28 protein-coding genes and 1 other annotated feature are annotated in these 24,497 nt (G+C 50.1%); of the genes, 2 read left to right on the top strand and 26 right to left on the bottom strand.

Features of this window, described 5'->3' with window-relative positions:
* Position 1 precedes the first annotated feature (1 nt).
* The 18 genes from NSU14_RS35595 to NSU14_RS35510 all read right to left on the bottom strand — a co-directional run bounded on the left by NSU14_RS35595 (position 2) and on the right by NSU14_RS35510 (position 13,620).
* The gene (locus NSU14_RS35595; RefSeq protein WP_039298593.1) at positions 2–598 is read right to left on the bottom strand and encodes a class I SAM-dependent methyltransferase; all 597 of its coding nucleotides are present in this window, start codon (positions 596–598) and stop codon (positions 2–4) included.
* 133 nt (positions 599–731) lie between these two features.
* Positions 732–1,091 carry a 50S ribosomal protein L7/L12 gene (rplL, locus tag NSU14_RS35590; RefSeq protein WP_039298590.1) on the bottom strand — a complete coding sequence of 120 codons (360 nt, stop codon included), beginning with the start codon at positions 1,089–1,091 and terminating at the stop codon, positions 732–734.
* A 63-nt stretch (positions 1,092–1,154) separates the two neighbouring features.
* Positions 1,155–1,658 (bottom strand): 50S ribosomal protein L10, encoded by a 504-nt coding sequence (gene rplJ, locus NSU14_RS35585; RefSeq protein WP_039298586.1) that lies wholly within the window; start codon positions 1,656–1,658, stop codon positions 1,155–1,157.
* Positions 1,659–1,722: 64 nt separating this feature from the next.
* Positions 1,723–1,875: a sequence feature (ribosomal protein L10 leader region), on the bottom strand.
* 68 nt (positions 1,876–1,943) lie between these two features.
* The gene (gene rplA / locus NSU14_RS35580; RefSeq protein WP_039298583.1) at positions 1,944–2,636 is read right to left on the bottom strand and encodes a 50S ribosomal protein L1; all 693 of its coding nucleotides are present in this window, start codon (positions 2,634–2,636) and stop codon (positions 1,944–1,946) included.
* Between the two features lie 81 nt (positions 2,637–2,717).
* The gene (gene rplK, locus NSU14_RS35575) at positions 2,718–3,143 is read right to left on the bottom strand and encodes a 50S ribosomal protein L11 (protein ID WP_020427083.1); all 426 of its coding nucleotides are present in this window, start codon (positions 3,141–3,143) and stop codon (positions 2,718–2,720) included.
* A gap of 75 nt (positions 3,144–3,218) precedes the next feature.
* Positions 3,219–3,752: a transcription termination/antitermination protein NusG gene (nusG, locus tag NSU14_RS35570; RefSeq protein WP_020427084.1), complete on the bottom strand. Its 534-nt coding sequence runs from the start codon at positions 3,750–3,752 to the stop codon at positions 3,219–3,221.
* Positions 3,753–3,773: 21 nt separating this feature from the next.
* A complete protein-coding gene (gene secE / locus NSU14_RS35565) occupies positions 3,774–3,965 on the bottom strand; it encodes a preprotein translocase subunit SecE (RefSeq protein WP_020427085.1) in 192 nt (63 codons plus the stop codon).
* Between the two features lie 20 nt (positions 3,966–3,985).
* A complete protein-coding gene (rpmG, locus tag NSU14_RS35560) occupies positions 3,986–4,135 on the bottom strand; it encodes a 50S ribosomal protein L33 (RefSeq protein WP_074086515.1) in 150 nt (49 codons plus the stop codon).
* A gap of 365 nt (positions 4,136–4,500) precedes the next feature.
* Positions 4,501–5,145 carry an RNA polymerase sporulation sigma factor SigH gene (gene sigH, locus NSU14_RS35555; protein ID WP_020427086.1) on the bottom strand — a complete coding sequence of 215 codons (645 nt, stop codon included), beginning with the start codon at positions 5,143–5,145 and terminating at the stop codon, positions 4,501–4,503.
* Positions 5,146–5,283: 138 nt separating this feature from the next.
* The gene (locus NSU14_RS35550; RefSeq protein WP_039298569.1) at positions 5,284–5,805 is read right to left on the bottom strand and encodes an NYN domain-containing protein; all 522 of its coding nucleotides are present in this window, start codon (positions 5,803–5,805) and stop codon (positions 5,284–5,286) included.
* 2 nt (positions 5,806–5,807) lie between these two features.
* Positions 5,808–6,569 (bottom strand): 23S rRNA (guanosine(2251)-2'-O)-methyltransferase RlmB, encoded by a 762-nt coding sequence (rlmB, locus tag NSU14_RS35545; protein WP_042140140.1) that lies wholly within the window; start codon positions 6,567–6,569, stop codon positions 5,808–5,810.
* Between the two features lie 60 nt (positions 6,570–6,629).
* On the bottom strand, positions 6,630–7,067 hold the full coding sequence (locus tag NSU14_RS35540; protein ID WP_340949069.1) for a Mini-ribonuclease 3: 438 nt from the start codon (positions 7,065–7,067) through the stop codon (positions 6,630–6,632).
* Positions 7,064–8,470, bottom strand: a complete 1,407-nt coding sequence (gene cysS, locus NSU14_RS35535) for a cysteine--tRNA ligase (protein WP_336101091.1) — start codon at positions 8,468–8,470, stop codon at positions 7,064–7,066. The genes NSU14_RS35540 and cysS overlap by 4 nt, the downstream gene beginning before the upstream one ends.
* Positions 8,471–8,522: 52 nt before the next feature.
* Entirely contained in the window at positions 8,523–9,215 is a 693-nt protein-coding gene (gene cysE, locus NSU14_RS35530; RefSeq protein WP_039298562.1) for a serine O-acetyltransferase, read from the bottom strand.
* Positions 9,216–9,734: 519 nt separating this feature from the next.
* Complete coding sequence (gene gltX / locus NSU14_RS35525) at positions 9,735–11,198, bottom strand: glutamate--tRNA ligase (protein WP_336101090.1); 1,464 nt, start codon at positions 11,196–11,198, stop codon at positions 9,735–9,737.
* Positions 11,199–11,253: 55 nt separating this feature from the next.
* Positions 11,254–11,742, bottom strand: coding sequence for a 2-C-methyl-D-erythritol 2,4-cyclodiphosphate synthase (gene ispF / locus NSU14_RS35520; RefSeq protein ID WP_042140144.1), 489 nt, complete (start codon positions 11,740–11,742; stop codon positions 11,254–11,256).
* Positions 11,739–12,437: a 2-C-methyl-D-erythritol 4-phosphate cytidylyltransferase gene (ispD, locus tag NSU14_RS35515; RefSeq protein ID WP_039298554.1), complete on the bottom strand. Its 699-nt coding sequence runs from the start codon at positions 12,435–12,437 to the stop codon at positions 11,739–11,741. Before ispD ends, ispF begins: the two co-directional genes overlap by 4 nt.
* A 94-nt stretch (positions 12,438–12,531) precedes the next feature.
* Positions 12,532–13,620, bottom strand: coding sequence for a PIN/TRAM domain-containing protein (locus NSU14_RS35510; protein WP_042140145.1), 1,089 nt, complete (start codon positions 13,618–13,620; stop codon positions 12,532–12,534).
* Positions 13,621–13,831: 211 nt separating this feature from the next.
* On the opposite strand from NSU14_RS35510, the gene NSU14_RS35505 reads away from it, so the two are divergent.
* Positions 13,832–14,227 (top strand): hypothetical protein, encoded by a 396-nt coding sequence (locus NSU14_RS35505; RefSeq protein WP_039298549.1) that lies wholly within the window; start codon positions 13,832–13,834, stop codon positions 14,225–14,227.
* Positions 14,228–14,349: 122 nt separating this feature from the next.
* Here NSU14_RS35505 and pssA read toward each other — a convergent pair whose 3' ends face one another.
* From pssA to NSU14_RS35465, 8 genes are all read right to left on the bottom strand, one after another.
* The gene (gene pssA / locus NSU14_RS35500) at positions 14,350–15,090 is read right to left on the bottom strand and encodes a CDP-diacylglycerol--serine O-phosphatidyltransferase (protein WP_039298546.1); all 741 of its coding nucleotides are present in this window, start codon (positions 15,088–15,090) and stop codon (positions 14,350–14,352) included.
* A gap of 65 nt (positions 15,091–15,155) precedes the next feature.
* Entirely contained in the window at positions 15,156–16,232 is a 1,077-nt protein-coding gene (gene disA, locus NSU14_RS35495) for a DNA integrity scanning diadenylate cyclase DisA (RefSeq protein WP_039298543.1), read from the bottom strand.
* 13 nt (positions 16,233–16,245) lie between these two features.
* Positions 16,246–17,613 (bottom strand): DNA repair protein RadA, encoded by a 1,368-nt coding sequence (radA, locus tag NSU14_RS35490; protein ID WP_039298540.1) that lies wholly within the window; start codon positions 17,611–17,613, stop codon positions 16,246–16,248.
* 225 nt (positions 17,614–17,838) lie between these two features.
* Complete coding sequence (gene clpC / locus NSU14_RS35485; protein WP_340949066.1) at positions 17,839–20,307, bottom strand: ATP-dependent protease ATP-binding subunit ClpC; 2,469 nt, start codon at positions 20,305–20,307, stop codon at positions 17,839–17,841.
* Positions 20,308–20,343: 36 nt separating this feature from the next.
* Positions 20,344–21,408 (bottom strand): protein arginine kinase, encoded by a 1,065-nt coding sequence (locus tag NSU14_RS35480; RefSeq protein ID WP_039298534.1) that lies wholly within the window; start codon positions 21,406–21,408, stop codon positions 20,344–20,346.
* A 29-nt stretch (positions 21,409–21,437) separates the two neighbouring features.
* Positions 21,438–21,962, bottom strand: coding sequence for a UvrB/UvrC motif-containing protein (locus NSU14_RS35475; protein ID WP_039298531.1), 525 nt, complete (start codon positions 21,960–21,962; stop codon positions 21,438–21,440).
* Positions 21,963–21,992: 30 nt separating this feature from the next.
* On the bottom strand, positions 21,993–22,454 hold the full coding sequence (locus tag NSU14_RS35470; protein WP_039298529.1) for a CtsR family transcriptional regulator: 462 nt from the start codon (positions 22,452–22,454) through the stop codon (positions 21,993–21,995).
* Positions 22,455–22,817: 363 nt separating this feature from the next.
* The gene (locus NSU14_RS35465; protein ID WP_340949065.1) at positions 22,818–23,990 is read right to left on the bottom strand and encodes a GNAT family N-acetyltransferase; all 1,173 of its coding nucleotides are present in this window, start codon (positions 23,988–23,990) and stop codon (positions 22,818–22,820) included.
* A 275-nt stretch (positions 23,991–24,265) separates the two neighbouring features.
* Between NSU14_RS35465 and NSU14_RS35460 the strand changes: the two genes are divergently transcribed.
* Positions 24,266–24,497: hypothetical protein (locus NSU14_RS35460; protein ID WP_340949063.1), on the top strand; the 232-nt coding region annotated here is incomplete at its 3' end.

Genomic DNA, 24,497 nt, shown 5'->3' with positions numbered 1-24,497 from the left:
TTTACTTCTTCGCTCTGATAATGCGATAACCCTTGTCTTTCCCCACTTCTTCCACATCCGAGAACAAGCTTTCTAGCTTGGCGGCGGCCGATGGTGCGCCCTGCTTCTTCTGGATGACTATCCACAGACTTCCACCCTCATTCAAATGCGCATGTGCCTGCTCAAAAATCTCATGTACTACAGCCTTGCCTGCACGAATCGGCGGATTGGTAAGAATCACATCGAATGTACGCCCCTTCACCGCAGACAGTACATCACTTTCCATAACCGTAACATTGCGGATTCCGTTATGCTGCGCATTCTCGCGGGCAAGCTCTACAGCACGGCTGTTGATATCAATCATCGTCACATGTCCCTTGGGAGTGAGGAGTGCTGCACTAATCCCCATAGGGCCGTAACCACAGCCAACATCCAGCACCTCTGCCCCATCCGGAATTTCCATTGCTTCGATCAGAACTCGGCTGCCATGATCAATATCCCCTTTGGAAAAAACACCGGCGTCGCTTGTAAAGCGGAGGCTTTTGCCTCTCAGTACCGTATCGATGCTGCGTCTGTCATGACGTGCTTCCGGCTGCTGCGAGTAATAATGCTGCGACATACAATCCTCCCTTTCACTTGGCTCTAATATACAAAGCATATCTTATAGAGCAACCCCCTTGAACAAGTTCAAGGGGGTTGCAAGAACCGGAAAGAATCACTTCATATCCGGGGCAGTACCTACTTAAATCAAATTATTTTACTTCTACAGAAGCGCCTGCTTCTTCCAATTTTGCTTTAGTAGCTTCTGCTTCTTCTTTGCTTACTTTTTCTTTGATTGCTTTTGGAGCGTTGTCTACAACGTCTTTAGCTTCTTTCAAGCCAAGACCTGTGATTTCGCGAACGATTTTGATAACGTTGATTTTGGAAGCGCCAGCGCCTGTCAAAATTACGTCGAATTCGGATTGTTCTTCTTCAACAGCTGCTACTGCACCGCCAGCTGCTACTGGAGCCGCTGCAGTTACGCCGAATTCTTCTTCGATTGCTTTAACCAGGTCGTTCAGTTCCAATACGCTCATGCCTTTAATTTCTTCCAAGATTGTTTCTTTGCTCATGATTGAACCTCCATTATATTTGAATTGGTTTATGGTATTGATTATGAAGCTAGAAGCAAAGGCTTACGCGCTTTGTTCTTCTTTTTCAGCAACAGCTTTAACTGCAAGCGCGAAGTTGCGGATTGGAGCTTGAAGCACGCTAAGCAGCATGGACAGCAAACCATCGCGGGATGGAAGCTCAGCCAGTGCTTTCAGCTGGTCAGCGTCGATAACGCGACCTTCTACAACGCCGCCTTTAAGTTTCAGAGCGTCGTTCTTCTTAGCGAAGTCGTTCAAAATTTTGGCTGCTACTACCGCATCAGTTTCACTGAAAGCGATCGCTGTAGGACCAGTCAGGACAGCGTCCAGATCAGTCAACTCAGCCGCTGCAGTTGCACGGCGAAGCAATGTGTTCTTCAGGACTTGAAAATCAACGCCAGCTTCACGAAGCTGCTTACGCAGTTCAGTCACTTGCGAAACGTTCAATCCGCGGTAGTCCGCAACAACAGTAGAGATACTGTTCTGCAGTTTGCCAGTTACAACATCAACCGCATCCTGTTTAGCTTGGATTACTTTTGCATTTGCCAATTGTATACACCTCCTGAAAATTTATGTGACGGCGATTCTTCCGGAGAATCCGCGCCGTTCCTACGCAGGCATTAGAAAAGCCTCCGCAGATTCACGAAGGCTTGATAAAACGGAAAGCAGTCAGGCGAGCCTGTTACTTTTTGTTTCTATCACAACACCTCGGTAGGAAATTAAGCCCTACGGCACCTACTGTCTACGGTAAGCATATTCGAATTCAAGATTGATCACCTTAATGTTCACAACTGTTATAGATTATCAAAGATGACTCAAAGAGTCAACCCTTAATTATCTGAAAGCAGCTGCGTTCACGCGAGCGCTAGGTCCCATTGTGGACGAAATAGCGATGCCTTTAAGGTATACACCTTTAGCAGCAGCCGGTTTCGCACGGTTCAGAGCGTCGATGAGAGATTTAAGGTTCTCGTTCAGTTGTTCAGCGTTGAAAGACACTTTGCCGATTGGCGCGTGAATTTGACCCGCTTTGTCAAGACGATATTCGATTTTACCGGCTTTGATTTCTTGAACAGCCTTGGTAACGTCGAAAGTAACTGTACCTGCTTTAGGGTTAGGCATGAGGCCTTTACCACCGAGCAGACGACCCAGTTTACCGACTTCACTCATCATATCAGGTGTAGCTACGCAGACGTCGAATTCAAACCAGCCCTGTTGAATTTTGTTGATCATATCAGCATCACCAACAAAATCCGCGCCAGCAGCTTCCGCTTCTTTCGCTTTTTCACCTTTTGCAAATACAAGCACGCGTTGAGTTTTGCCTGTGCCGTGAGGCAGGACAACAACACCACGAACAGCTTGGTCTTGTTTACGCGGGTCTACACCCAGACGAACTGCTGCTTCAACGGTTTCGTCGAATTTAGCAGTTGCTGCCTTTTTCACAAGCTCTACAGCTTCTGAAGGCTCGTAAGTTGCTTCGCTGTTGATCAGCTTAGCAGATTCTTGGTATTTCTTACCATGTTTAGCCATGAAAATGTTCCTCCTTTGTGGTGTTAGCGGAAATTCCTCCCACATATTGCGGTCATGAATGACCGGTTCATCGAATACATATTAGTCTTCGATTGTGATACCCATACTGCGGGCAGTACCTTCAACCATACGCATTGCAGCTTCGATAGATGCAGCGTTCAGATCGGGCATTTTTGTTTCAGCAATTTCACGAACCGCTGCGCGGCCGAGTTTTGCTACTTTTTTCTTGTTTGGTTCACCGGATCCTTTTTCTACTTTTGCAGCGATGCGAAGCAGAACAGCAGCCGGAGGAGTTTTAGTGATGAAGGTAAAGGAACGGTCTTCAAATACTGTAATTTCAACCGGGATGATCAGGCCAGCCTGGTCGGCAGTACGAGCGTTGAATTCCTTACAGAATGCCATGATGTTGACACCTGCTTGACCTAACGCCGGACCTACTGGAGGCGCTGGATTCGCTTTCCCTGCAGGAATCTGCAGTTTCACCATTTTAATAACTTTTTTAGCCATGAGTGACACCTCCTTGCGTAAATAGTGGTATTCGAATGCTAAACAGCATTCTCCCACAAGAAACCCTTGCGCTTGTTATATCTTCTCCACTTGAGTGAAATCCAACTCGAGCGGGGTTTCCCGTCCAAACATGTTGACATGTACCTTGATCTTGCTTTTGTCTGCCAAAATCTCTTCCACGGAGCCCACAAAATTCGCAAACGGACCGACCATAATACGTACGGATTCCTTAATTTCGAAATCAATCTTCGCTTTAGGTTCAACCATGCCCATATGCTTCAGAATTTGTTCAACCTCTTCAGGGAGCAGAGCGGTAGGCTTGGAGCCCGAACCAGTTGAACCGACAAATCCGGTAACGCCCGGCGTATTGCGGACTACATACCAGGAATCATCAGTCTGAACCATTTCGACCAAAACGTAACCAGGGTAAACTTTGCGCATGACAGTTTTTTTCTTGCCATCCTTGTTTACCAGCTCTTCTTCCATAGGAACAAGAACGCGGAATATTTTGTCTTCCATGCCCATGGACTCAACGCGTTTTTCCAAATTGGCCTTGACCTTATTCTCATACCCGGAATAGGTATGAACGACATACCATCTTTTTTCCATATCAAGCCACCTGGGACCTCTCTAAATAATCGCTTCAATCACAGCGGAAATACCGATGTCCAGAACCCAGAAGTAAAGAGCGATAACTACAATTGTACCGAGAACGATCAATGTATAGTTTTTCAGTTCCTTACGGCTAGGCCAGCGAACCTTTTTGAGTTCACTCCAGCTCTCAGTGAAAAAGGAAAACAAAGACTTGAAACTACGTTTCACGCCGACTACACCTCCAAAGACTATCTGGTTTCGCGATGAGGAGTTTGCTCGTTACAAAACTTGCAAAATTTCTTCATCTCCAAGCGGTCGGGGTGATTTCGCTTGTTTTTGGTTGTTGCATAGTTTCTTTGTTTGCAACTTGTACAAGCTAAAGTGATAATTACCCGCATGATATGCACCTCCCGAAGACGTACTTCTAACCGTTAAATTAGAAGACGCAAATATTGATTCAAAAAAAAGCCGCGAATTTAGGCCTACCTAAAACACTTTAGCATAATATCATTGCCCGTGTCAACGAAAGAATTCCCCCATCGCACTGGGTTTTTCCGGGTGGTGTAGCCTGGTGCCGTACATAATCTTTGGTCTTGAGTATTCCTTCATCACTCGCTGTCTTCACTACCATTATGGATCATTCCGCCATGGTATAAACCTGCAACCTACTGTTGTCTGAACAAATTACACTTCCATCACGCCGAAATCTTGCGGGACACTAAAAAAAGACTCGAGTCCCGAGCCTTTCTAGTTCATTATATCATTAATTGTCACGCACTTCCAGATATCTTTCCAACTTACGTTTCACTCGCTGCAGAGCATTGTCAATAGACTTCACATGCCGCTTCAAGTCCTCAGCAATTTCCTGATAGGACCGTCCATCCAGATAGAGCATCAGAACCTTGCGTTCCAGATCACTAAGGATCTCCGCCATCTTATCTTCCAGTCCGATGAACTCCTCCTGGTTGATAATCAGTTCTTCAGGATCAAGCACCTGCGTTCCGCAAATCACATCCATCAGCGTCCGGTCGGAATCCTCATCATAGATGGGTTTGTCGAGCGAGACATATGAGTTCAGCGGAATATGCTTCTGGCGGGTCGCCGTCTTAATGGCAGTTATAATCTGTCGGGTGATGCACAGCTCGGCAAACGCCTTGAACGAGGAAAGCTTGTCTCCCTTGAAGTCACGAATTGCCTTATATAAGCCAATCATGCCTTCCTGTACAATATCTTCACGATCTGCCCCGATCAAAAAATAGGAACGAGCCTTGGCACGTACGAAATTACGGTACTTGTTGATTAAATGTTCCAATGCGCCACTGTCGCCACCACGGAAGATCTCGACAATTTCTTCATCACTTATGAAATCATACTCGGATAGCATTAATTCCTTGAGGTCGACACTCACCAAGAATCCCCCCGGCTGCAACGCAAGACACATCGTTACTTCGCGAAATATAGGATCAGTATATATTATGTTACCTTACAACGTCAACCGAAGATTGTCCAAAAACAATCTTCTATAACATATTATGGCATTTCTTAATTACTGCCTGCGCCAGTCTTCAAGACGTTTCCGCGTTTCCGGAGGCAGCTTGTCTTCCAGGGAGTGACGGGTGCTGCTTACACTTCCCGGTTCAATAGCCTTTTTAACCTGTTTATGATTCTCTTCAATCTCCAGTCTCAGTTCTCTTGCCGAGATCCGGAGCGCCCCTTGAGCAAAAACAACATGCTGCTCCACAAAATCGCTGGTCGCCACAGAAATCTGTCTGCGGCGGTGAGTGAATTCTCCCACCAGCCGCTCAATGCATTCATCTGCCGTTTCCTTTTCCTTAGTGAAGAAGACCTGGACTTTCCCCTGTACAAACGACCGTCCAAGTCCCGGCACACGGTATGCATCGAATACGGCTATGACGCGCAGCCCGGAGAATGCCTGATAATCGGCCAGCATATCGAGCAGCCGGTCGCGTGCCCCCTGCATGCCGGTCTGCGACAGCGCCGCAAGTTCCGGCCAGCCGCCGATCATGTTGTATCCGTCCACGAGCAGTATATCGCGCCAGTCTGCCATAGTTATCCCTGTTCTTGCCGGCGGCGGAGCACCTCGTACATAATTACACCGGCTGCTACGGAAGCATTAAGAGAGTTGATTCTTCCCGCCATCGGCAGCTTCAGCAGCACATCGCATTTTTCACGGATCAGGCGGCCCATTCCTTTATTCTCATTGCCGATAACCACTGCTACCGGTCCGGTGAAAATATCAGATCCGAAGAGATTCTGATCCGTATCCACATCGGTTCCAACCACCCACACCCCTAGTTCCTTCAGGCGGTCTATCGTCTGGCCCAGATTGGTTACGCGTGCAACAGGCACATATTCCACTGCACCGGCAGAGGTTTTGGATACTGTTGCTGTAATCTGCGCCGAACGCCGTTTCGGTACAATGACACCATGCACACCGGTGCAGTCGGCAGTACGCAAGATAGATCCCAGGTTATGAGGGTCCTCAATTTCATCCAGCAAAAGAAGAAAAGGCGGTTCCCCTTTGGCTTCAGCAGCCGCAAGAATATCAGCAACCTCGGTGTAGGCAAACGGTGCCGCCTGCGCTACCACCCCTTGATGCTGAACTCCCGGTGCAAGCTGATCCAGCTTCCGCTTATCTACATGCTGAATTACAATGCCTGCTTTGCGGGCTTCAGCGACGATAGGTGCCGTTAAGTGCTTTTGTGCAGTTTCGGCGATCCATATTTTGTTCAGTGTCCGGCCGGCACGAAGCGCTTCAAGGACTGAATGCTTGCCCGCCAGTATTTCCTCTTCCGTTCTCAATTCTTCCATGTTCATGTCTCCTGTTCTAAGTACCCATATATAACTATAAACTCCGCGGCCTGTTTAAACTCACTTGGTCCGGTTCAACATGTATTCGATGCTGCTGTGAACAAGCTCCTGGATTCTCGCCTGCTGTCCTGTATAATACAAATGCCCGATCAGGCATTCAAAAGCAGTCGCGTGGCGGTATTCCAGCACATCCGCGTTTTTGGGAATCGTGCCGGACTTGGCATTGCGCCCTCGTCTTACCACATCCTTCTCTTCCTCCGTAAGCACCGTCTCAAGGTAGGCAAGAATCGTGCTCTGGGCTTTGGCCGAGACCAGTCCCGTTGCCGAGCGGTGCAGATGATTCGGACGCAGATTGGGCAGCGAAATTAGATACTGCCGCACAGCCACTTCATAAATGGCATCTCCTGCATACGCCAGAACAATTGGCGAGAGCAAACGGGCCGGCTTGGACGGTTCATACGGGAACCATGCGCTGTTCAGATCAAACTGCCCGCTCATTTACGCCGCCACCGCATTCCCTGTGGAGTGTCTTCCAGCAGGATGCCCAGAGCATTCAGCTCATCGCGGATTTCATCGGACCGGCTCCAGTTCTTATTCTTGCGAGCTTCAGCGCGTTCAGCAATGAGACGCTCAACCTCTTCACTGGCGACCTCTTCATCCGCCTCCGGAGTAAGGCGCAGTACTGAATTCATCTCTGCAAAAGCCTTCAGCAGTGCTGCAAAGTCTGCGGAATGAGCGTCATTATCAGCAAGCGTCAAATTGGCCAGGCTTACCCAGTCAAACAGAGCGGTAATCGCATCCGGCGTATTGAAATCATCCTGCATTCTGGCGTGGAAATTGCCAACAATAGCTGCCAGGCGTTCCACGATCTGTGGACTTGCCGCTCCCTCTGCCCCGTCCGTATCCAGTTCAAGGCGATGCTTCACATTACCTGCTGCCGTAGTGATGCGCTCCACGCTTTTTTCAGCAGACAGCAGTGCTTCCTCCGAGAAGTTCAGCTGATTGCGGTAATGGCTTGAAAGCATGAAATAACGGATAGTCCCCGCTTTGAAGCGTGCACGAATATCCTTCACAAGCAGACCGTTTCCAAGTGATTTCGACATTTTCTCATCACCAATGTTCAAAAATGCGTTGTGCATCCAATACTTCGACAGCGGCTCACCCGTCAGCACTTCTGTTTGCGCGCATTCGCACTCATGGTGCGGGAACTTCAAATCCTCACCGCCGCCATGGATGTCGATCGTTGTACCCAAATATTCGCGGACCATTGCCGAGCACTCAATATGCCAGCCCGGACGCCCCTCTCCCCATGGACTGGACCAGTGTACCTCACCCGGCTTGGCTGCCTTCCAGAGCACAAAATCCTCCTGGTTCTCCTTGCGTGAATCCACCTCGACACGGATACCGAAGCGCAGCTCCTCCAGATTCTGGCCTGACAGCTTGCCATAATTGGCAAACTTGCCGGTCCGGTAGTACACATCTCCGCCGTTCTCGTAAGCATATCCCTTCTCCTCAAGCTCCTTAATGAACTCAATGATCTTGTCCATGCTCTCTGTAACGCGCGGATTCATTGTTGCCGGCTTTACGCCAAGTCCGGCCAGATCCTCCTGATAGGCGGAGATGAACATTTCTGCAACCTCAGCTACAGTAATGTTCATTTCTTCCGCTTTGCGGATCATTTTATCATCCACATCGGTAAAGTTCGTCAGATAGCGGACTTCATTGCCGAGGGCCTCCAGGTAGTTGCGGACCATATCAAAAACGATAACCGGTCTGGCATTCCCGATATGCATATAGCCGTAAACGGTTGGACCGCATACATACATTTTTACTTTGCCAGGTTCCTGCGGTATGAATTCTTCCTTGCTCCGTGTCATTGTGTTATAAATCTGTACAGCCATTCTGTTCCCAATCCTTTCTGTTCCCCCTGGATTCTCTTGAATCTCCATATGGTTATATTTCATAATCGCCGATATACTGCTGGCTCTCCAGCCGCCGCTGTTCCTTCTTCTGCTTGTCTTCAGACCCCATCTGCTCGCGCAGCTCTTCGATTTCCTTCTGCAGGAAACGCAGGGAATCAATCAGCGGATCCGGCATCTGGGTATGATCCAGCCGGTCGGACACGCGTTCCCCGTTGCGCTTAACCACGCGTCCGGGATTTCCAACAACGGTGCTGTTGCTGGGCACTTCGCGCAGAACCACTGAATTGGAGCCGATATTGCAATTATCGCCGATTCTAAACGATCCCAGTACTTTGGCACCGGAGCCGATGACAACATTGTTGCCGACGGTAGGATGGCGTTTGCCCTTTTCTTTCCCTGTCCCTCCAAGTGTGACCCCCTGATAGATAATGACATCGTCACCAATCTCACAGGTTTCACCAATGACTATACCCATTCCATGGTCGATGAACAACCGGCTGCCGACAACCGCACCCGGATGAATCTCCACTCCGGTCATAAATCTGCTCATCTGCGATACGATGCGTGCCAGTGTAAACCAGCGGCGTTTATAAAAAGAGTGGGCAATCCGGTGTGCCCAGATGGCATGAAGTCCGGCGTAGGTGAAGACAACCTCGAACTTGCTGCGGGCAGCGGGATCGTTGTCGAATACTGCCCGAATGTCCGACTTGATATGCTTAAACATCACGGTTCCCCTCTTCTTTGACTTCCCCACCTCCTGTTTACAGGTGCGCAAAGGAAGATAGTGTCTTCAGCCCACTTGCTCTATTCATCTGTATGCTGTGAGCATTCAATCGGTATCCTTATATTTCAACAAAAAACGCCCCTGCAGCATTATGCTGCAGAGACGTTTAACCGCGGTCCCACTCTGCTTGAACATTCGCACAATCAGACTGCCGTTAACTTCGCGGCAGGTGCATGCGGTGTTCCTCTTGGCGTCTGTAACGGCAACGTCCCCGGCACAGTCTACTGTCCCCTGACAGACAGGGACGCTCAACCGTGCAGCTCACAGGTGCATGTTCAGCGGCAGACAAATGAATAACTCCCAGCCTGCAAGGGATATCTCCCTCAGCGGTTATTCTCTCTGGCAATTGCCCGTATACGCGTACTTTTCCTGATCACAGCTATTATTAGTTATTATATTCTTCTATCTTAGCGAAAAGCCGCAGGGCTGACAAGGGGTTCTACCCTCATATCCCCCGGTTTATGCGCCTTTGATCTGCGATTTCAGACGTTCGATGACCCGGTCCCGGCCAAGCAGCGCGATGGTCGCATTCAAATCACGGCCATGCATCTGACCGGTTAGAGCGACACGGATCGGCATAAACAGCGCCTTGCCTTTGTGTCCGGTTTCCTTCTGGACTTCTTTGATCAGCACAGCCATATTGGCAGCGCTGAAATCCTCAGCAGCTTCCACTTTAGCGAGAAAAGCGGAGAGCACTTCAGGAACCTGGGCTTCGGCAAGTACTTGTGCCGCTTCCGTCTCCAGTTCCAGATGGCTGCGGAAGAAGAGCTCGGAGAGCCCCACAATATCAGAAGCGGAGTTCATCTGTTCCTGATACAGCGCAACCAGGCTCTCTGCCCAGATCTGCTGCTCATCACTCAGAACCTCCGGCAGACGTCCCGCCTTCTGCAGATGGGGAATAGCAAGTGCCGCGATCCGCTTAGGATCGGCATGCTTGATATAGTGATTATTGAGATGTGCCAGCTTGTTCGTATCGAATACAGCCGGGCTCTTCGACAGACGGTCGGCAGTGAAGATAGAGATCAGCTGTTCCTTGCTGAAAATCTCCTCCTCACCCTCCGGCGACCAGCCGAGTAATGTGATGAAGTTGAAGAGCGCTTCCGGCAGATAGCCAAGCTGGTCATACTGCTCGATAAACTGAATGATCGATTCATTCCTTTTGCTCAGCTTCTTGTGGTCATCGCCGACAATCAGTGTCATGTGGCCGAACAGCGGCGCTTCCCAGCCAAGAGCTTCATAGATCATGAGCTGACGCGGCGTGTTGGAGATATGGTCTTCCCCGCGCAGCACATGGGAGATGGCCATCAAATGGTCATCTACAGCTACAGCGAAGTTATAGGTTGGAATACCATCCTTCTTCACGATGACAAAGTCGCCCATTTCTTTGGTGTTGAACGAAATGCTGCCTTTAACAATATCATTGAAGGTATAAGTACGGTCTTCCGGAACCAGGAAACGGATGCTGGCAATACGGCCTTCCGCCTCATAGGCAAGGCGCTGCTCTTCCGTCAGATTACGGTGTCTGCCGGAATAACGCGGGGTTTCGCCGCGTGCGGTCTGCTCTTCACGCTCTGCTTCCAGCTCCTCTTCTGTACAATAACAGCGGTAAGCAAGGCCGCGGTCCAGCAGATCCTGCCAGTAGACACGGTACAGATCCAGACGTTCTGTCTGGCGGTAAGGGCCATATTCGCCGCCTACATCTACGCTCTCATCCCAGTCCATTCCCAGCCATTTCAAATATTTCAACTGGCTTTCTTCACCTTCTGCGATATTACGCTTAAGGTCTGTATCTTCGATCCGGATAATGAATTTGCCGCCCAGATTGCGGGCGAACAGGTAGTTAAACAACGCCGTTCTGGCATTTCCGATATGTAAATGTCCCGTAGGGCTCGGTGCGTAACGCACCCGGACTTGATCCGTCATGGGTTTCCCTCCGCTTCATATTGGTTAAAATTAGGCTGTTGTTACTTCAGCCATCTCAAGATGATATCACATCTTGGAGCAGACAGACAATAGATTGTGCGGCAATTCCTTCTCCGCGTCCGGCGAAGCCGAGCTGCTCGGTAGTTGTCGCTTTTACATTGACCTTTGAGAGGTCCGCATCCAGTGCACGGGCAATAACCTCGGTCATTTGCGGAATATAAGGCGCCATTTTGGGTTTCTGGGCAATGATGGTCGAATCTATATTTCCCAGCCGGTATCCCCGGTCACGGGCAAGCGCCCATACATGCTCCAGCAGCTTCAGGCTGTCTGCATCCTTGAAGGCAGGATCGGTATCTGGAAAATGTCTGCCGATATCCCCCAGTCCAAGCGCCCCAAGTATAGCATCGCTTACTGCATGCAGGAGCACATCCGCGTCAGAGTGTCCCAGTAACCCCTTCTCATAGGGAATAGTCACTCCCCCAATAATACACGGCCTTCCTTCCACCAGCTGATGCACGTCAAATCCTTGTCCTACAGCGATCATCTCTGTTCCTCTCCCCTGCTTCTTTCTGTGAATTCAGCGAAATCCAGGTCTTCCGGTGTCGTAATCTTAATATTCCTGTAGCTTCCTTCTACTACAGAAACGGTAATTCCGCTGCGTTCCGCCAGACTGGAGTCATCTGTACCGAGGAAGCCGTCACGTTCTGCCTCGTCATAGGCTGACAACAGTTCGGACAGACGAAAAGTCTGCGGGGTCTGAATCGCCCACAGACTTCGCCGGTCCGGCGTAGACAGCACATTGCCTTCGCCATCCACCTGCTTGATCGTATCCTTAACCGGAACTGCAAGCACAGAGGCTCCGGCAGATCTGGCCCGTTCATAACAAGCTTCAATCTCACTGCCCTGTACGAAAGGCCGGACACCATCATGTACCATTACCCAGGTGGTCGTAAGTTCTCCCAGTCCCCGGCGTACCGAGTGCTGGCGTTCAGCCCCTCCCGGAATAACAACAGACACTTTGTCCAGCTTGTAGGCCTGTACCCATTGCCGGCAGCGCTGCACATCCTCTTCACCGGTGACAAGCACGATTTCAGAGATGAGTTCATGCTTCTGGAATACCTCCAGGGTATGCACGATAATCGGTTTGCCCTGAAGCAGCAGATATTGTTTGCTCTCTGCCGTTCCCATTCGTGTCCCTCTGCCTGCCGCCACTATAACGGCGCCTACACTGTTTGACATTCTTTCGGCTCCTGTCTTTCACGTATATCCCCATCATAACGTGTTTGGACGGCATTTCCAAGCCTATAAGACCGCTCCAGGGGCTGATTTACCCTTATTGCGCTTTTTCCAGCAGCTTCGGTTTGGCAAAAATCATCCGGCCTGCGGAAGTCTGTAGCACACTGGTAACCAGGACCTCCATCGTAGTGCCGATATAATCACGGCCGCCTTCCACGACAATCATGGTGCCGTCGTCAAGATAAGCCACGCCTTGTCCATGTTCTTTGCCGTCTTTGATCACCTGCACAATAATTTCCTCACCAGGCAGAACCACCGGCTTCACCGCGTTGGCCAGATCGTTAATATTCAGCACCGATACGCCCTGGAGCTCGCAAACCTTGTTGAGATTGAAGTCATTGGTGACAACCTTGCCATGCAGCACCTTAGCCAGCTTGACCAGCTTGCTGTCCACTTCGGAAATCTCCTCAAAATCACCTTCGTAGATCAGCACTTTGACATCCAGCTCTTTCTGAATCTTGTTTAGGATATCAAGCCCTCTGCGCCCGCGGTTGCGCTTCAGCAGATCTGACGAATCCGCGATATGCTGAAGCTCCTCAAGAACAAACTCGGGAATAACGATGGTTCCTTCAATGAAACCCGTTTTGCAGATATCGGCAATCCGGCCATCGATAATAACGCTCGTATCAAGAATCTTATGCTCCTCAGGTCCCCGTCCCTCCGGTTCAGCAGAACGTCCCCAGCGTCCGGTAGTCCATAGCGAAGCCAGCTCTTCCTTCTTCTCCAGCCCGATCCGCAGGCCCATATAACCCAGAGCCAGGGTTGCTGCCACCTGCAGCAGCTCTCCGGCCTTGCCCAGCCAGGCCATGACTGGATACAGCAGCAGTGACAGCAGCAGACCTCCTGTAAGCCCTGCAGCGCCTGCAGCGAGTTCGCTCATCGGTATACGCGAACAATACTGAACCGCCTCCTGCAGTTTTGTACTCGCCCAATCCGCGCATAACGTCCCCGCAATCAAAAAAATAATGGCACCCAGCACCGCAAACAAAATGCTTCCTTCCACAGGCAAGCTATCACCCAGTTTCCCCATGCCCTTCGGGAACCCTCTTTCTGCCGCATGATATAGCGAATAACCGGACCAGGCTCCACATAACCCGGCAAGCGTCAAAATAATCTTTTTCCACATAACCAGCACCTCCTTCTATTCATCCAAAAATCATCTATACCTCACCAGTATGTTCCAATTTTCAGGACGATAATCCGGGGGGCCGTTATTTTTTCTGAATCCATTAATTCCCTGGTCTGCAAAGCCTGCCGTAAACTTCTATTCCTTGTTGAAAACAGGGGAGACCCTGGCATATAATGAACTCAATTACGAACCCAGGGGTGAATGGAAAATGAGCGCACCAAGTTTACAGGCTTTCCAGGATCAAGTTTCCGAACTGCTGCTCCGTCACCGCAGTCTTCTGGATGTAATGTCCAAGAACGGACAGAGCAGTGCATCCGTCAACCGAGCTGTCGTCAAATCCATTACTGAATGCGGCTGCATTCAGCTGCACGCAACTAAGCAGGTCTTCGAACCGGCTTTGGGACTTGAACAAGCCAAAGAGCTTGCCGGAACCCACCTTGAAGGTGAACTGTGTGAGAACTGCCGGGAAGTCATTGCCTCAGAACTGGGCCGCGAGCTGTTCTATATGTCTGCACTTTGCAATTTGCTCGATATTAATATGGACGAGGTTGTGTCAAAGGAATCTCAAAAATGCGCTACACTCGGATTATTTAACTTGTCCTAGCAGGGCAGCCCGCGCTCTCCTTCATCCGTTACAAATACAGAAAAGGCTGTGCCTTCTCCTGAGTCAGGGAGGGCACAGCCTTTTGTGTATAGATAAAAAAAGTAATAATTACGTAGTTAGGACTATCCGTTCTTGGAGTGATACACCTTATCTTCCGCATGTCTCTTCCTGCGGCGGCGTTGACGACGGGCTGTCAAGAGGCCCAGACTCTGCCTGAACCCGTATAGGGCATATAACGCAAGCAAAGCAAAGATCAGCTTGGCAATCTGTTCAGGGAAAACAACGGCTACCGCTACGGCGATCACAATTACTACAGGTGCACCTATAACTGCCTTTTTGGGGAAGCCGATCTTCTTGAAGTTAGGGTACTTCACCGTGCTAACCATCAGGTAAGACAGCAGCAGGGTAGCGACAATCATAAACGGTGCAGATACATCTTTATGAAAAAGTGCCAGCGTGGCCAGAACGCCACCTGCAGCAGGAATCGGCAATCCTACAAAATATCCCGGAATCCCCGGGCGGACATTAAACCGGGCCAGACGCAAAGCCCCAAACACCGGGAAAATCGCTGTAATAGTCCATCCTAGTGCAGAGTTCAAATCCTGCAGGCTTGTGAGATACATGATCAGCGCTGGTGCCACACCGAAAGAAACTACATCGGATAAGGAATCCAGCTCCTTGCCGAACTCACTCTCACACTTCAGCGCGCGCGCAACACGGCCATCGAGCCCGTCGAGCAGCATAGCGATAATCACCATGATAGCGGCCATGCTCAGCTTACCGTCAAACGCCATCATGATACCAAACATTCCAAGCATCAGATTACCGATGGTAAAAAGACTCGGAATTGATTTTTGTATCATTTCTTCACCTCAATTTTCCTACTTTGAACTTCATGGGTTCCCAATATTACGTGATTGTATGTTATTTACATTTGCCTGTCAATAAGAACTTGTTTCTGGAGCCGCTTCAGTCCGTCCTGAATATTACGTGCGCGAACCTCGCCAATGCCGTCTACCTCATCAAGTTCAGCAATGCTCGCCGTCATCAGATTAGGCAGCATTTCAAAGCGTTCCACCAGATTGTGGATGATCACATTCGGCAGCCGCGGAATTTTGTTGAGCAGACGGTAACCGCGCGGAGTTACGGCTTCCTCGGATGCAATAGCCGTGGAGGAATAGCCCAGCAAGCGGGCAATATGATTGTCATCCATCAATTCATCGTCACTGCTTCGCTTCAGCCCGGCGATAATTTCGCGGATTTTGTCCTCCTGCTCCTCTCTTGCATAGTCTCTGTACAGAAGCCAGGCTTCTTCCTCTGTATTTCCGACCAGTTCTTCCATCTGCATGCTGATCAGCCGGCCTTCATTGCCGAGTTCGTTAATATAACGCTTAATTTCCATTTTGATCCGCAATACCATTTCTACCCGCTGGATCACGCCGACTACCTCAGCCACCGTCACAAGCCCCTCATATTCGGCAGCAGAAAGGTTAGTCAACCCCTGTGTCAGCACGGCTTTATACTTTTCTAAGGTCTGAATCGCCTGATTGGCTTTGGCCAGAATCGCTCCGATCTCCTTCAGCGCATAGCGGATAGAGCCTTGATACAGGGTGATTATATTCCGCCGCTGGGAAATGGAAACAACCAGTTTGCCGGTCTGTTTAGCCACCCGTTCAGCGGTCCGGTGACGGATGCCTGTCTCGATGGATGAAATAGAGGAATCGGGGATCAGCTGGGTGTTGGCATACAGAATCCGCTTCAGATCCTCACTCAGGATGATCGCTCCGTCCATTTTGGCCAGCTCGTATAAATAATTGGGTGAAAAATCGCAGTTAATGGAGAATCCGCCATCGACAACTTCCATCACTTCCGGACTGTATCCGACAACAATAAGTGCCCCGGTCTTCGCGCGCAGCACATTCTCCAGCCCCTCCCGGAAAGGTGTTCCGGGTGCGGCCATTCTAAGCAGATCATTCATATTATCTAATGGATTGTATTCTTTCATGTCCCTGTGCCCCCTAATCTAACGCGACCGCTAGTGCATCTGCTACGGTGCTGACGCCTATAATCTGGATATCCTGCGGATGCTTCCAGCCTTTCATGCTTTTCTCAGGCATAATTACCCGCCGGAAGCCGAGCTTAGCGGCCTCCTTCACCCGCATCTCTGCGCGTGACACCCCTCTCACCTCGCCGGTAAGTCCTACCTCCCCAAAAAACACATCATACGGCTTGGTCGGAATATCCCGGAAGCTGGAAGCAATACTGATGGCGACAGCCAGATCCACCGCCGGCTCATCCAGCTTAACACCTCCGGCAACATTGAGGTAAGCATCCTGATTCTGCAGGAACATGCCCATCCGTTTCTCCAGGACAGCAATGATCAGCGCCATTCTCTGATGATCCATACCTGTGCACATTCTGCGGGGCGAAGGGAAATGGGTTGCTGCAACCAGCGCCTGTAATTCAACAAGCACCGGTCTTGTGCCTTCCATGCTGGCTACAACCGCGGAACCGGCCACTCCGAGCGGCCGTTCAGAAAGAAACAGCTCGGAAGGGTTCTCCACCTCGGTAAGGCCAACCTCACCCATCTCGAAAATACCGATTTCATTGGTTGAGCCAAAGCGGTTCTTCACCGCACGCAGCAACCGGTACGTATGATGACGTTCCCCTTCGAAATAGAGCACACAGTCCACCATATGCTCCAGCATCCGTGGACCGGCAATTGCGCCTTCTTTCGTTACATGTCCTACAAGTACCGTTGCGATTCCACGGATTTTGGCAATCCGCATAAATCTTGTCGTACATTCCCGCACCTGTGTTACACTGCCTGGCGCACTGGTCACTTCAGGCATAAATACGGTCTGGATCGAGTCGATGACCAGAAACTGCGGCTTAATCTGCTCGATTGCTTCTTCAATGCTCTCCATGTTCGTCTCACACAGAACATACAGTTCCGCCGACAACGCCCCGAGGCGGTCAGCCCGAAGCTTGGTCTGGCGTACCGATTCTTCCCCGGAGATATACAGAACACGGAGCCCCTGGGTTGTAAGGGCGTGAGATGTCTGCAGCAGCAGTGTGGACTTCCCGATTCCGGGGTCGCCACCGACCAGTACCAGCGAGCCGGGTACGATACCGCCGCCAAGCACACGGTTAAGCTCTCCGATGCCTGTCAGGATACGCGGCTCTTTGTCACTTTCTATATTTATGATCGATTGCGCCTTTTCTTTACTCTGAAAAATAGGTGCATTCATGCCTTGGGTTTTGACTACGCTTTCCGTTTCTTCCACCATTGAGTTCCATTCCTGGCAGCCCGGGCATTTCCCGAACCATTTCGGTGATTCGTAACCACATTCGGTGCAGAAAAATTTTGTTTTTGGTTTGGCCATGTGCGCTCCTTACGGTCCGAACTTGCTAAAATTGCGGATAATTTTCTCTTAATCAAAGTTTACCATTTCTGCACACTGAACGAAAGGTCACTTAAGATCTACTTTTCGTTTGCGTCCTCCTTAACCTGCCTGATTCAGGGCAGAATTATTAATCATTCCGGACATATAAAAGCTCCCGCCCCTCTATACGGAGGAGCGGGAGCTTTGTTTCATATTGCTGGAAAATTATTCAGTTTCGACTTCCTTCTCCAGGGAGAGCTCGGCCGGCACTTCCACTTTGGTTACCACAAGCTCACCGTTCACCTCATCAATGTTGAGGGAGTCACCTTTCTTGATGTTGCCCTTAAGCAGCTCTTCGGAAAGGCGGTCTTCGATGTGCTTCTGAATCGCCCGGCGGAGCGGGCGGGCACCGAAGGCCGGGTCATAGCCCTCTTTGGCCAGGAACGCCTTGGCGCCGTCGGTAAGCAGGAAGTCTACATCATATTCACGCAGACGCTTGCGCAGCTCCTCGGACATCAGGGTAACGATCTCGGCGATATGCTTCTCATCCAGAGAGTGGAAGACAATAATCTCGTCGATCCGGTTCAGGAACTCAGGGCGGAAGCTCTTCTTCAGCTCTTCCATTACCTTGCCCTTCATATTGCCGTAATCGGCACCGGCATCCTGTACCGCGGTGAAGCCCAGAGTCGAATTCTTACGGATTGCTTGTGCGCCTACGTTAGAGGTCAGGATAATTAAGGTATTGCGGAAATCGACTACACGGCCTTTGGAGTCGGTCAGACGGCCGTCTTCCAGTACCTGCAGCAGAATATTGAATACTTCAGGGTGAGCCTTCTCAATCTCATCCAGCAGGACCACGGAATACGGTTTGCGGCGTACCTTCTCAGTCAGCTGTCCGCCTTCTTCATATCCTACATAGCCTGGAGGCGCCCCGACCAGACGGGATGTAGAATGCTTCTCCATGTACTCCGACATATCGATACGGATTACCGCATTCTCGTCACCGAACATGGCTTCGGCAAGTGCCCGTGCCAGCTCGGTTTTACCAACCCCGGTTGGACCGAGGAAGATGAAGGAGCCCATTGGACGTTTCGGATCCTTCAGACCCGCACGCGCCCGGCGGAGTGCCCGGCTGACAGCCTTAACGGCTTCATCCTGCCCGATTACACGTTCATGCAGCAAAGACTCCATATTCAGCAAACGGTCTGTCTCTTCTTCCTTCAGCTTGCTGACCGGAATTCCGGTCCAGCTGGCAACCACCTGTGCGATATCCTCAGGTGTAACCTGGGAGTCCGTACGGCCCTGCTTCTCTTTCCACTGGTTCTTCGTTGTGTCCAGCTCTTCACGGATCTTCTGCTCGGTATCGCGCAGCGCTGCAGCCTTCTCGAATTCCTGGCTTTGTACAGCGGAATCCTTCTCCTTGCGGATATCATCCAGACGCATTTCGAGTTCCTTCAGATTCGGCGGGATCGTGTAAGAGTTAAGTCTTACCTTGGAGCCTGCTTCATCAATCAGGTCAATCGCTTTGTCCGGCAGGAACCGGTCAGGGATATAGCGGTCAGACAGCTTCACAGCTTCCACAATAGCTTCATCCGTAATCTTCACCCGGTGATGGGCTTCATAACGGTCCCGAAGACCGAATAGGATCTGTACAGCTTCTGCAGGAGAAGGCTGATCCACCGTAATCGGCTGGAAGCGGCGTTCAAGTGCTGCGTCTTTCTCAATGTATTTACGGTATTCGTCAAGCGTTGTGGCACCGATGCACTGCAGTTCACCACGGGCCAGAGCGGGCTTCAGGATATTGGAGGCATCAATTGCACCTTCCGCACCACCGGCTCCGATCAGCGTATGCAGCTCATCGATGAAGAGCACGATATTGCCTGCCTGGCGAATCTCATCCATGATTTTTTTGAGGCGGTCCTCGAACTCACCGCGGTATTTCGTACCGGCAACTACAGAACCCATATCCAGGGTCATTACGCGTTTGTCGCGCAAGGTTTCCGGAATTTCATTGTTGATGATCTTTTGGGCCAGGCCTTCAGCAATTGCTGTCTTACCAACTCCTGGCTCACCGATCAGTACCGGATTATTCTTGGTACGGCGGCTGAGCACCTGAATGACACGTTCAATTTCCTTGCTACGGCCGATAACAGGGTCGAGGTTGCCGTCCTTGGCATAGGCAGTCAAGTCACGGGCCAGACCATCCAGCGTTGGTGTGCTGACATTAACCGGAGCACCGCTATGGCTTGAAGTGGCTTCACTGCTGCCCAGAAGCTGCAGCACCTGCTGGCGGGCTTTATTCAGGCTGATACCGAGATTATTCAGCACGCGGGCAGCTACGCCCTCTCCTTCACGGATGAGTCCGAGCAGGATATGCTCTGTGCCCACGTACGTATGTCCAAGCTTGCGGGCTTCATCCATAGACAGCTCGATAACTTTTTTGGCACGAGGAGTATAAGCGATGTTGGTCGGTTGTTCCTGACCTCTGCCAATCAGCGTTTCCACTTCATCCTGAATCTTCTCAAGACCCAGACCGAGTCCGATCAGTGCCTTGGCGGCAATGCCGTCACCTTCACGAATCAGTCCGAGCAAAATATGTTCTGTCCCAATGTTGTTGTGTCCCAAACGTACGGCTTCTTCCTGCGCCAGCGCCAGCACCTTTTGTGCGCGTTCCGTAAATCTTCCAAACATCATATCTCCTGCACCTCCACGGATAATATATATCTATAATTAATGTTGTGATCCCAGTGTTTCCCGTAGCAGCTTCGCCCGGTACATATCGCGTTCGGTGGACGAAAGCTCGTCGCCGAACAGCTTTTGCAGAAAACCCGGCTGAGTCTTGACATTCAGCTCATTAAGCACTGAAATCGAAGGCCCTTCCAGTATCCCCAAATCTACACCAAGCCTTAGATCGGAGAGCCGCTGTGCTGACTCTTTAAGCTCCATCACAGCCGCGTAGGCTAAAATCCCATATGAACGTTTGATGCGGTCGGTAATCCGCAGGGCGGAATCCACAAGCAAGCGCTCACGTGCGTTCCGCTCATGCTCTATAATCTGGGTGACTACGCTGTGGAGATTCTCAATAATCTCATTCTCGGTCTGACCGAGCGTAATCTGGTTGGAAATCTGAAAGATATTCCCTACTGCTTCGCTGCCTTCACCATAAATTCCTCTAACGGTAAGACCGACCTGATTAACAGCGGATAGAATCCGGTTAATCTGATGGGTCATAACCAATGCCGGCAGATGAACCATTACCGAGGCTCTGAGCCCGGTTCCCACATTGGTGGGACAACTGGTCAGGTATCCTCTGCGGTCATCAAAAGCGTAATTGACAGCAGCCTCAAAGATATCATCGATGGCTGTTGCCCTTACCCAGGCCTCTCTCACCTGCAGACCCGGAAACAGGCATTGAATGCGGAGATGATCCTCCTCGTTGATCATAATGCTGACTGACTCGTCTTCATTAAGAATGACTGCTCCGCCTTTGGAATCATCAGCCAGATTAGGACTGATCAGATGCTTCTCCACCAGTACTTTTTTATCCAGCTCATCGAGCTCATCCAGCCTCAGCAGCTGAAAGTTGCCGAAATCCGCAGAGGCTTCTCCCTGAAATACAGGAGCAAGCTGCTCCAGCACCTCTTCCGACTGCTGCGCAGACGCCAATAGCGGGAAAGGAAGGTGCTCCAGATTACGGGCGATACGCATTCGGCTGCTGATAACAATCTCGGAATGACTCCCGCCGCAGCGCATCCAGTCACTAAGTGCTTGTTCGGTAAACCGGAGACTTGACATGTGGAATCCCCTCCTATATATCAAAGACTTTACTCTTGTGGCATTTCTTTTTCAAGTTTGCGGATTCTGTCCCTCAGCTCGGCTGCAGTTTCAAACTCCTCCTGCATAATGCTCTGCTGTAATTCCTGCTTCAGCTCATCAATTTGGCGTTTACACATGATCTGTGCACCCGCCCGTTTGGGAAGCTTACCCACATGGGCTGTACTTCCGTGTACCCGTCTGAAGAGCGGGTCCAGCGTGCTGTCAAAATATTTGTAGCATGAGCTGCAGCCGAACCGTCCAAGCTTGCTGAACTGTGAGTAGGTCATACCGCAGTTCTCACACTGCAGCCCCTGCACAGTCTGTGCGGCCTCTGACTTGCCCTTGCCTGCGCTCTCCAGATCAAGCAGCCCGGAAAGCAAGCTGTGTATGGAGAATCCTCCGGCAGTACCGGGGATGAGCTCCCCTTTTTCCCGCGCACAGCTTTCACAAATATGAAATTCTGTCTTCTCTCCGTTCACGATCTTCGTGAAATGGAGTGTAGCCGGTTTGACCCCGCATTCCTGGCATAGCATGAGCGGTGTCCCTCCCTCACATTTTGACAATTATTTGCCTAACAAAGAGATTAGCATGGCCTTCATTAGCTTGGCACGAATCTCATCCCGGTACGGCAGATTAACCGTCAGGCATTCCCGGGAAACAGCGGACCGCATAAGACACGCTTCACGCTTGGAGAGAAAACGGGCCTCCTCCAGCTGATAAATCAGTCCTTCGGCGGAATTCTGGTCAATATCATTCCCTATTGTGGAGTTCAGATGTGCATACAGTGCCACATTCTGAGGCAGCTCGAAGCGCTGAATCCGGATATACCCTCCACCGCCGCGTTTGCTCTCCACTACATATCCCTTTTCCAAAGTAAAGCGTGTACTGATGACGTAATTGATCTGCGACGGCACACAGGAGAACTGGTCCGCCAGATCATTGCGCTGAATTTCCACCGTACCTTCGGGACTTTCATGCAAAATATTCTTCAGATATTGTTCAATAATATCGGAGATATTACGCATCACTCATCCTCCAGTGTGTAAGCCTTGGTTAAGCTTGTGCTGTATCAACGTCCGCCGTCCATACATAGCTCTAAAGAATTTAACCCGGGGACTGAAGTGCGAATCGGCTGCAATAGCCTTCGTACTGAGCCTGACCTCCAACTGTTACAATCCTAAGAACACTGCTGTCGAGCTCGCGTTGACTTTGACTTTCTTTGACTTTTTTCATATTATAACATATTCTCACTGAATTCCAAGGGGTTGCTCTTATTTTTTACTTTTTAGCCGCATTGTATTCCGAATAGCTTCACGGATCCCATTGCAAGGGGATATGTATTTTAGGCTCTCCTGCTTCTAATGTAAGCGGAAGAGCCTTCAGGTTTGTCAGAAAAAATCAAATAAAGCCGTTTGCGCCTGCGGGATCAGCTTCTCCAGCCAATCTACAGCTTCATGTGTACCGGATAACTGTCCATACCGGGCCATTTCAACTGGACGTCTGTATCCCATCAACAGTGCGGTAAGTGTACCAATACTGCATATAAGATCAGCGCTTGATCTGTCCCCCTGGATCTGAGTAAATGATACCTCCCCATGTTCAGCTACTGTCCACCGCCACAGGCCGTTATTCCAGGGGGCATGCTCATCTTCAATATAAAGCAGCCGCTCCCGGATACCGCTCAGCGCATGGAAAGACAAATTCTCTATAAAGGCTTGGGCGTTGACAATGCGTGCCATGAAGTACGGATAATTCTCCTGGGCAATCCGCGGGTCGGGAAGCAAATACGGCAGAATGTCATCAGAGGGAACCAGCTTCAATGAAGCTCCGGTGATCATCGAGTCATGGTTGGCCAGAAAAGTCCACAGCCCTTGGCGGGCCTTCTCATTCAGATAGACAAATTCATCGATGACCAGTTCTTTGTTCACTATTTTATACAGCACATACCCTTCCGGTTCACCCTGCTGCGAATAAAATACACACTGGTGTGTATCTTCATCGAGTACTTTTTCCTTCCACCATTCCTCCGTACGCTGCAGTGTGCCGTTGTACCGGGCTGCAAATGAGACATACAGCTGTTGCAATACTTTAATATCAGCCGCCCCGCGCTTCACAGAGCCCTGTATTTCAGCCTTCCGCGGAAATTTATCCACAGGTATGTTGTATTTCTTATATTCACAATAGATCTCCCAGCCGAATTTCCGGTAAAAGGGGATTAAAAACGGGTGCAGAAAAGACAGTGTTTGCCCTGCTTCGTTCATGGTTTGCAGCGCATGGGTCAACAGCTTGGCCACATATCCCTGCCTGCGGTTCTCCGGCCACGAGGCTACGCCCGCAATTCCGCCCATAGATACGGGCTTGCCCTGTATGTATGCCTGAAGTGGAAGAAGTACCAGCTTGGCACTTAAACTTGGTCCTTCGAATACTCCCCATATTTGTTCCGGCTTGAACTTCTCTCTGGCGCGTTCCCTGTCTTCTCCTATCACCTTGTACTGAAAAGCATATTCTGACAAGCCTAAGCCTTCTTCAAAATCATCTGCGTGCAATTGCCTTATTTCCATGCTGCTCACCCCGTTAATGAATTTATAGAGATAGAGTCCAATGGTTGCTCAGATTGAGTATATCAAGCAAATTGTCCAGAAGCTAATGAGGTACAAAAATAGCCCGCGGACAAAAGTTATCCACAGGTTTTGAACAGTAAAACAAAAAACCGGAAAGAGTTTCTTTCGGCAAAAATTAGTTATCCACGATTCATATTTATCTATCCACAAAATTCACTTTTTATCCACAAAAACAGTGGATTACTTAGGTTTTCTCTTGACTCATTCGCCTGAATATGCGTTTTAATCCACATTATCAGGGAAAAGACTTCTTCCTGAAATTGTATCCACATGTGCGTAAGTTTTCAGCAGTTACTGAAATTTATCCACAGCTTTTCCACAACCCTGCACAAACCAAAAAAGCCACTGTCGATTACTCAACAATGGCTTCATGTGCTTGGCAACGTCCTACTCTCCCAGGACCCTTCGGTCCAAGTACCATCGGCGCTGGAGGGCTTAACGGTCGTG

This window comes from Paenibacillus sp. FSL R10-2771, assembly GCF_038000205.1.
Classification (GTDB): domain Bacteria; phylum Bacillota; class Bacilli; order Paenibacillales; family Paenibacillaceae; genus Paenibacillus_AQ; species Paenibacillus_AQ phytohabitans.
This window is presented reverse-complemented; position numbering and strand designations above follow the sequence as displayed.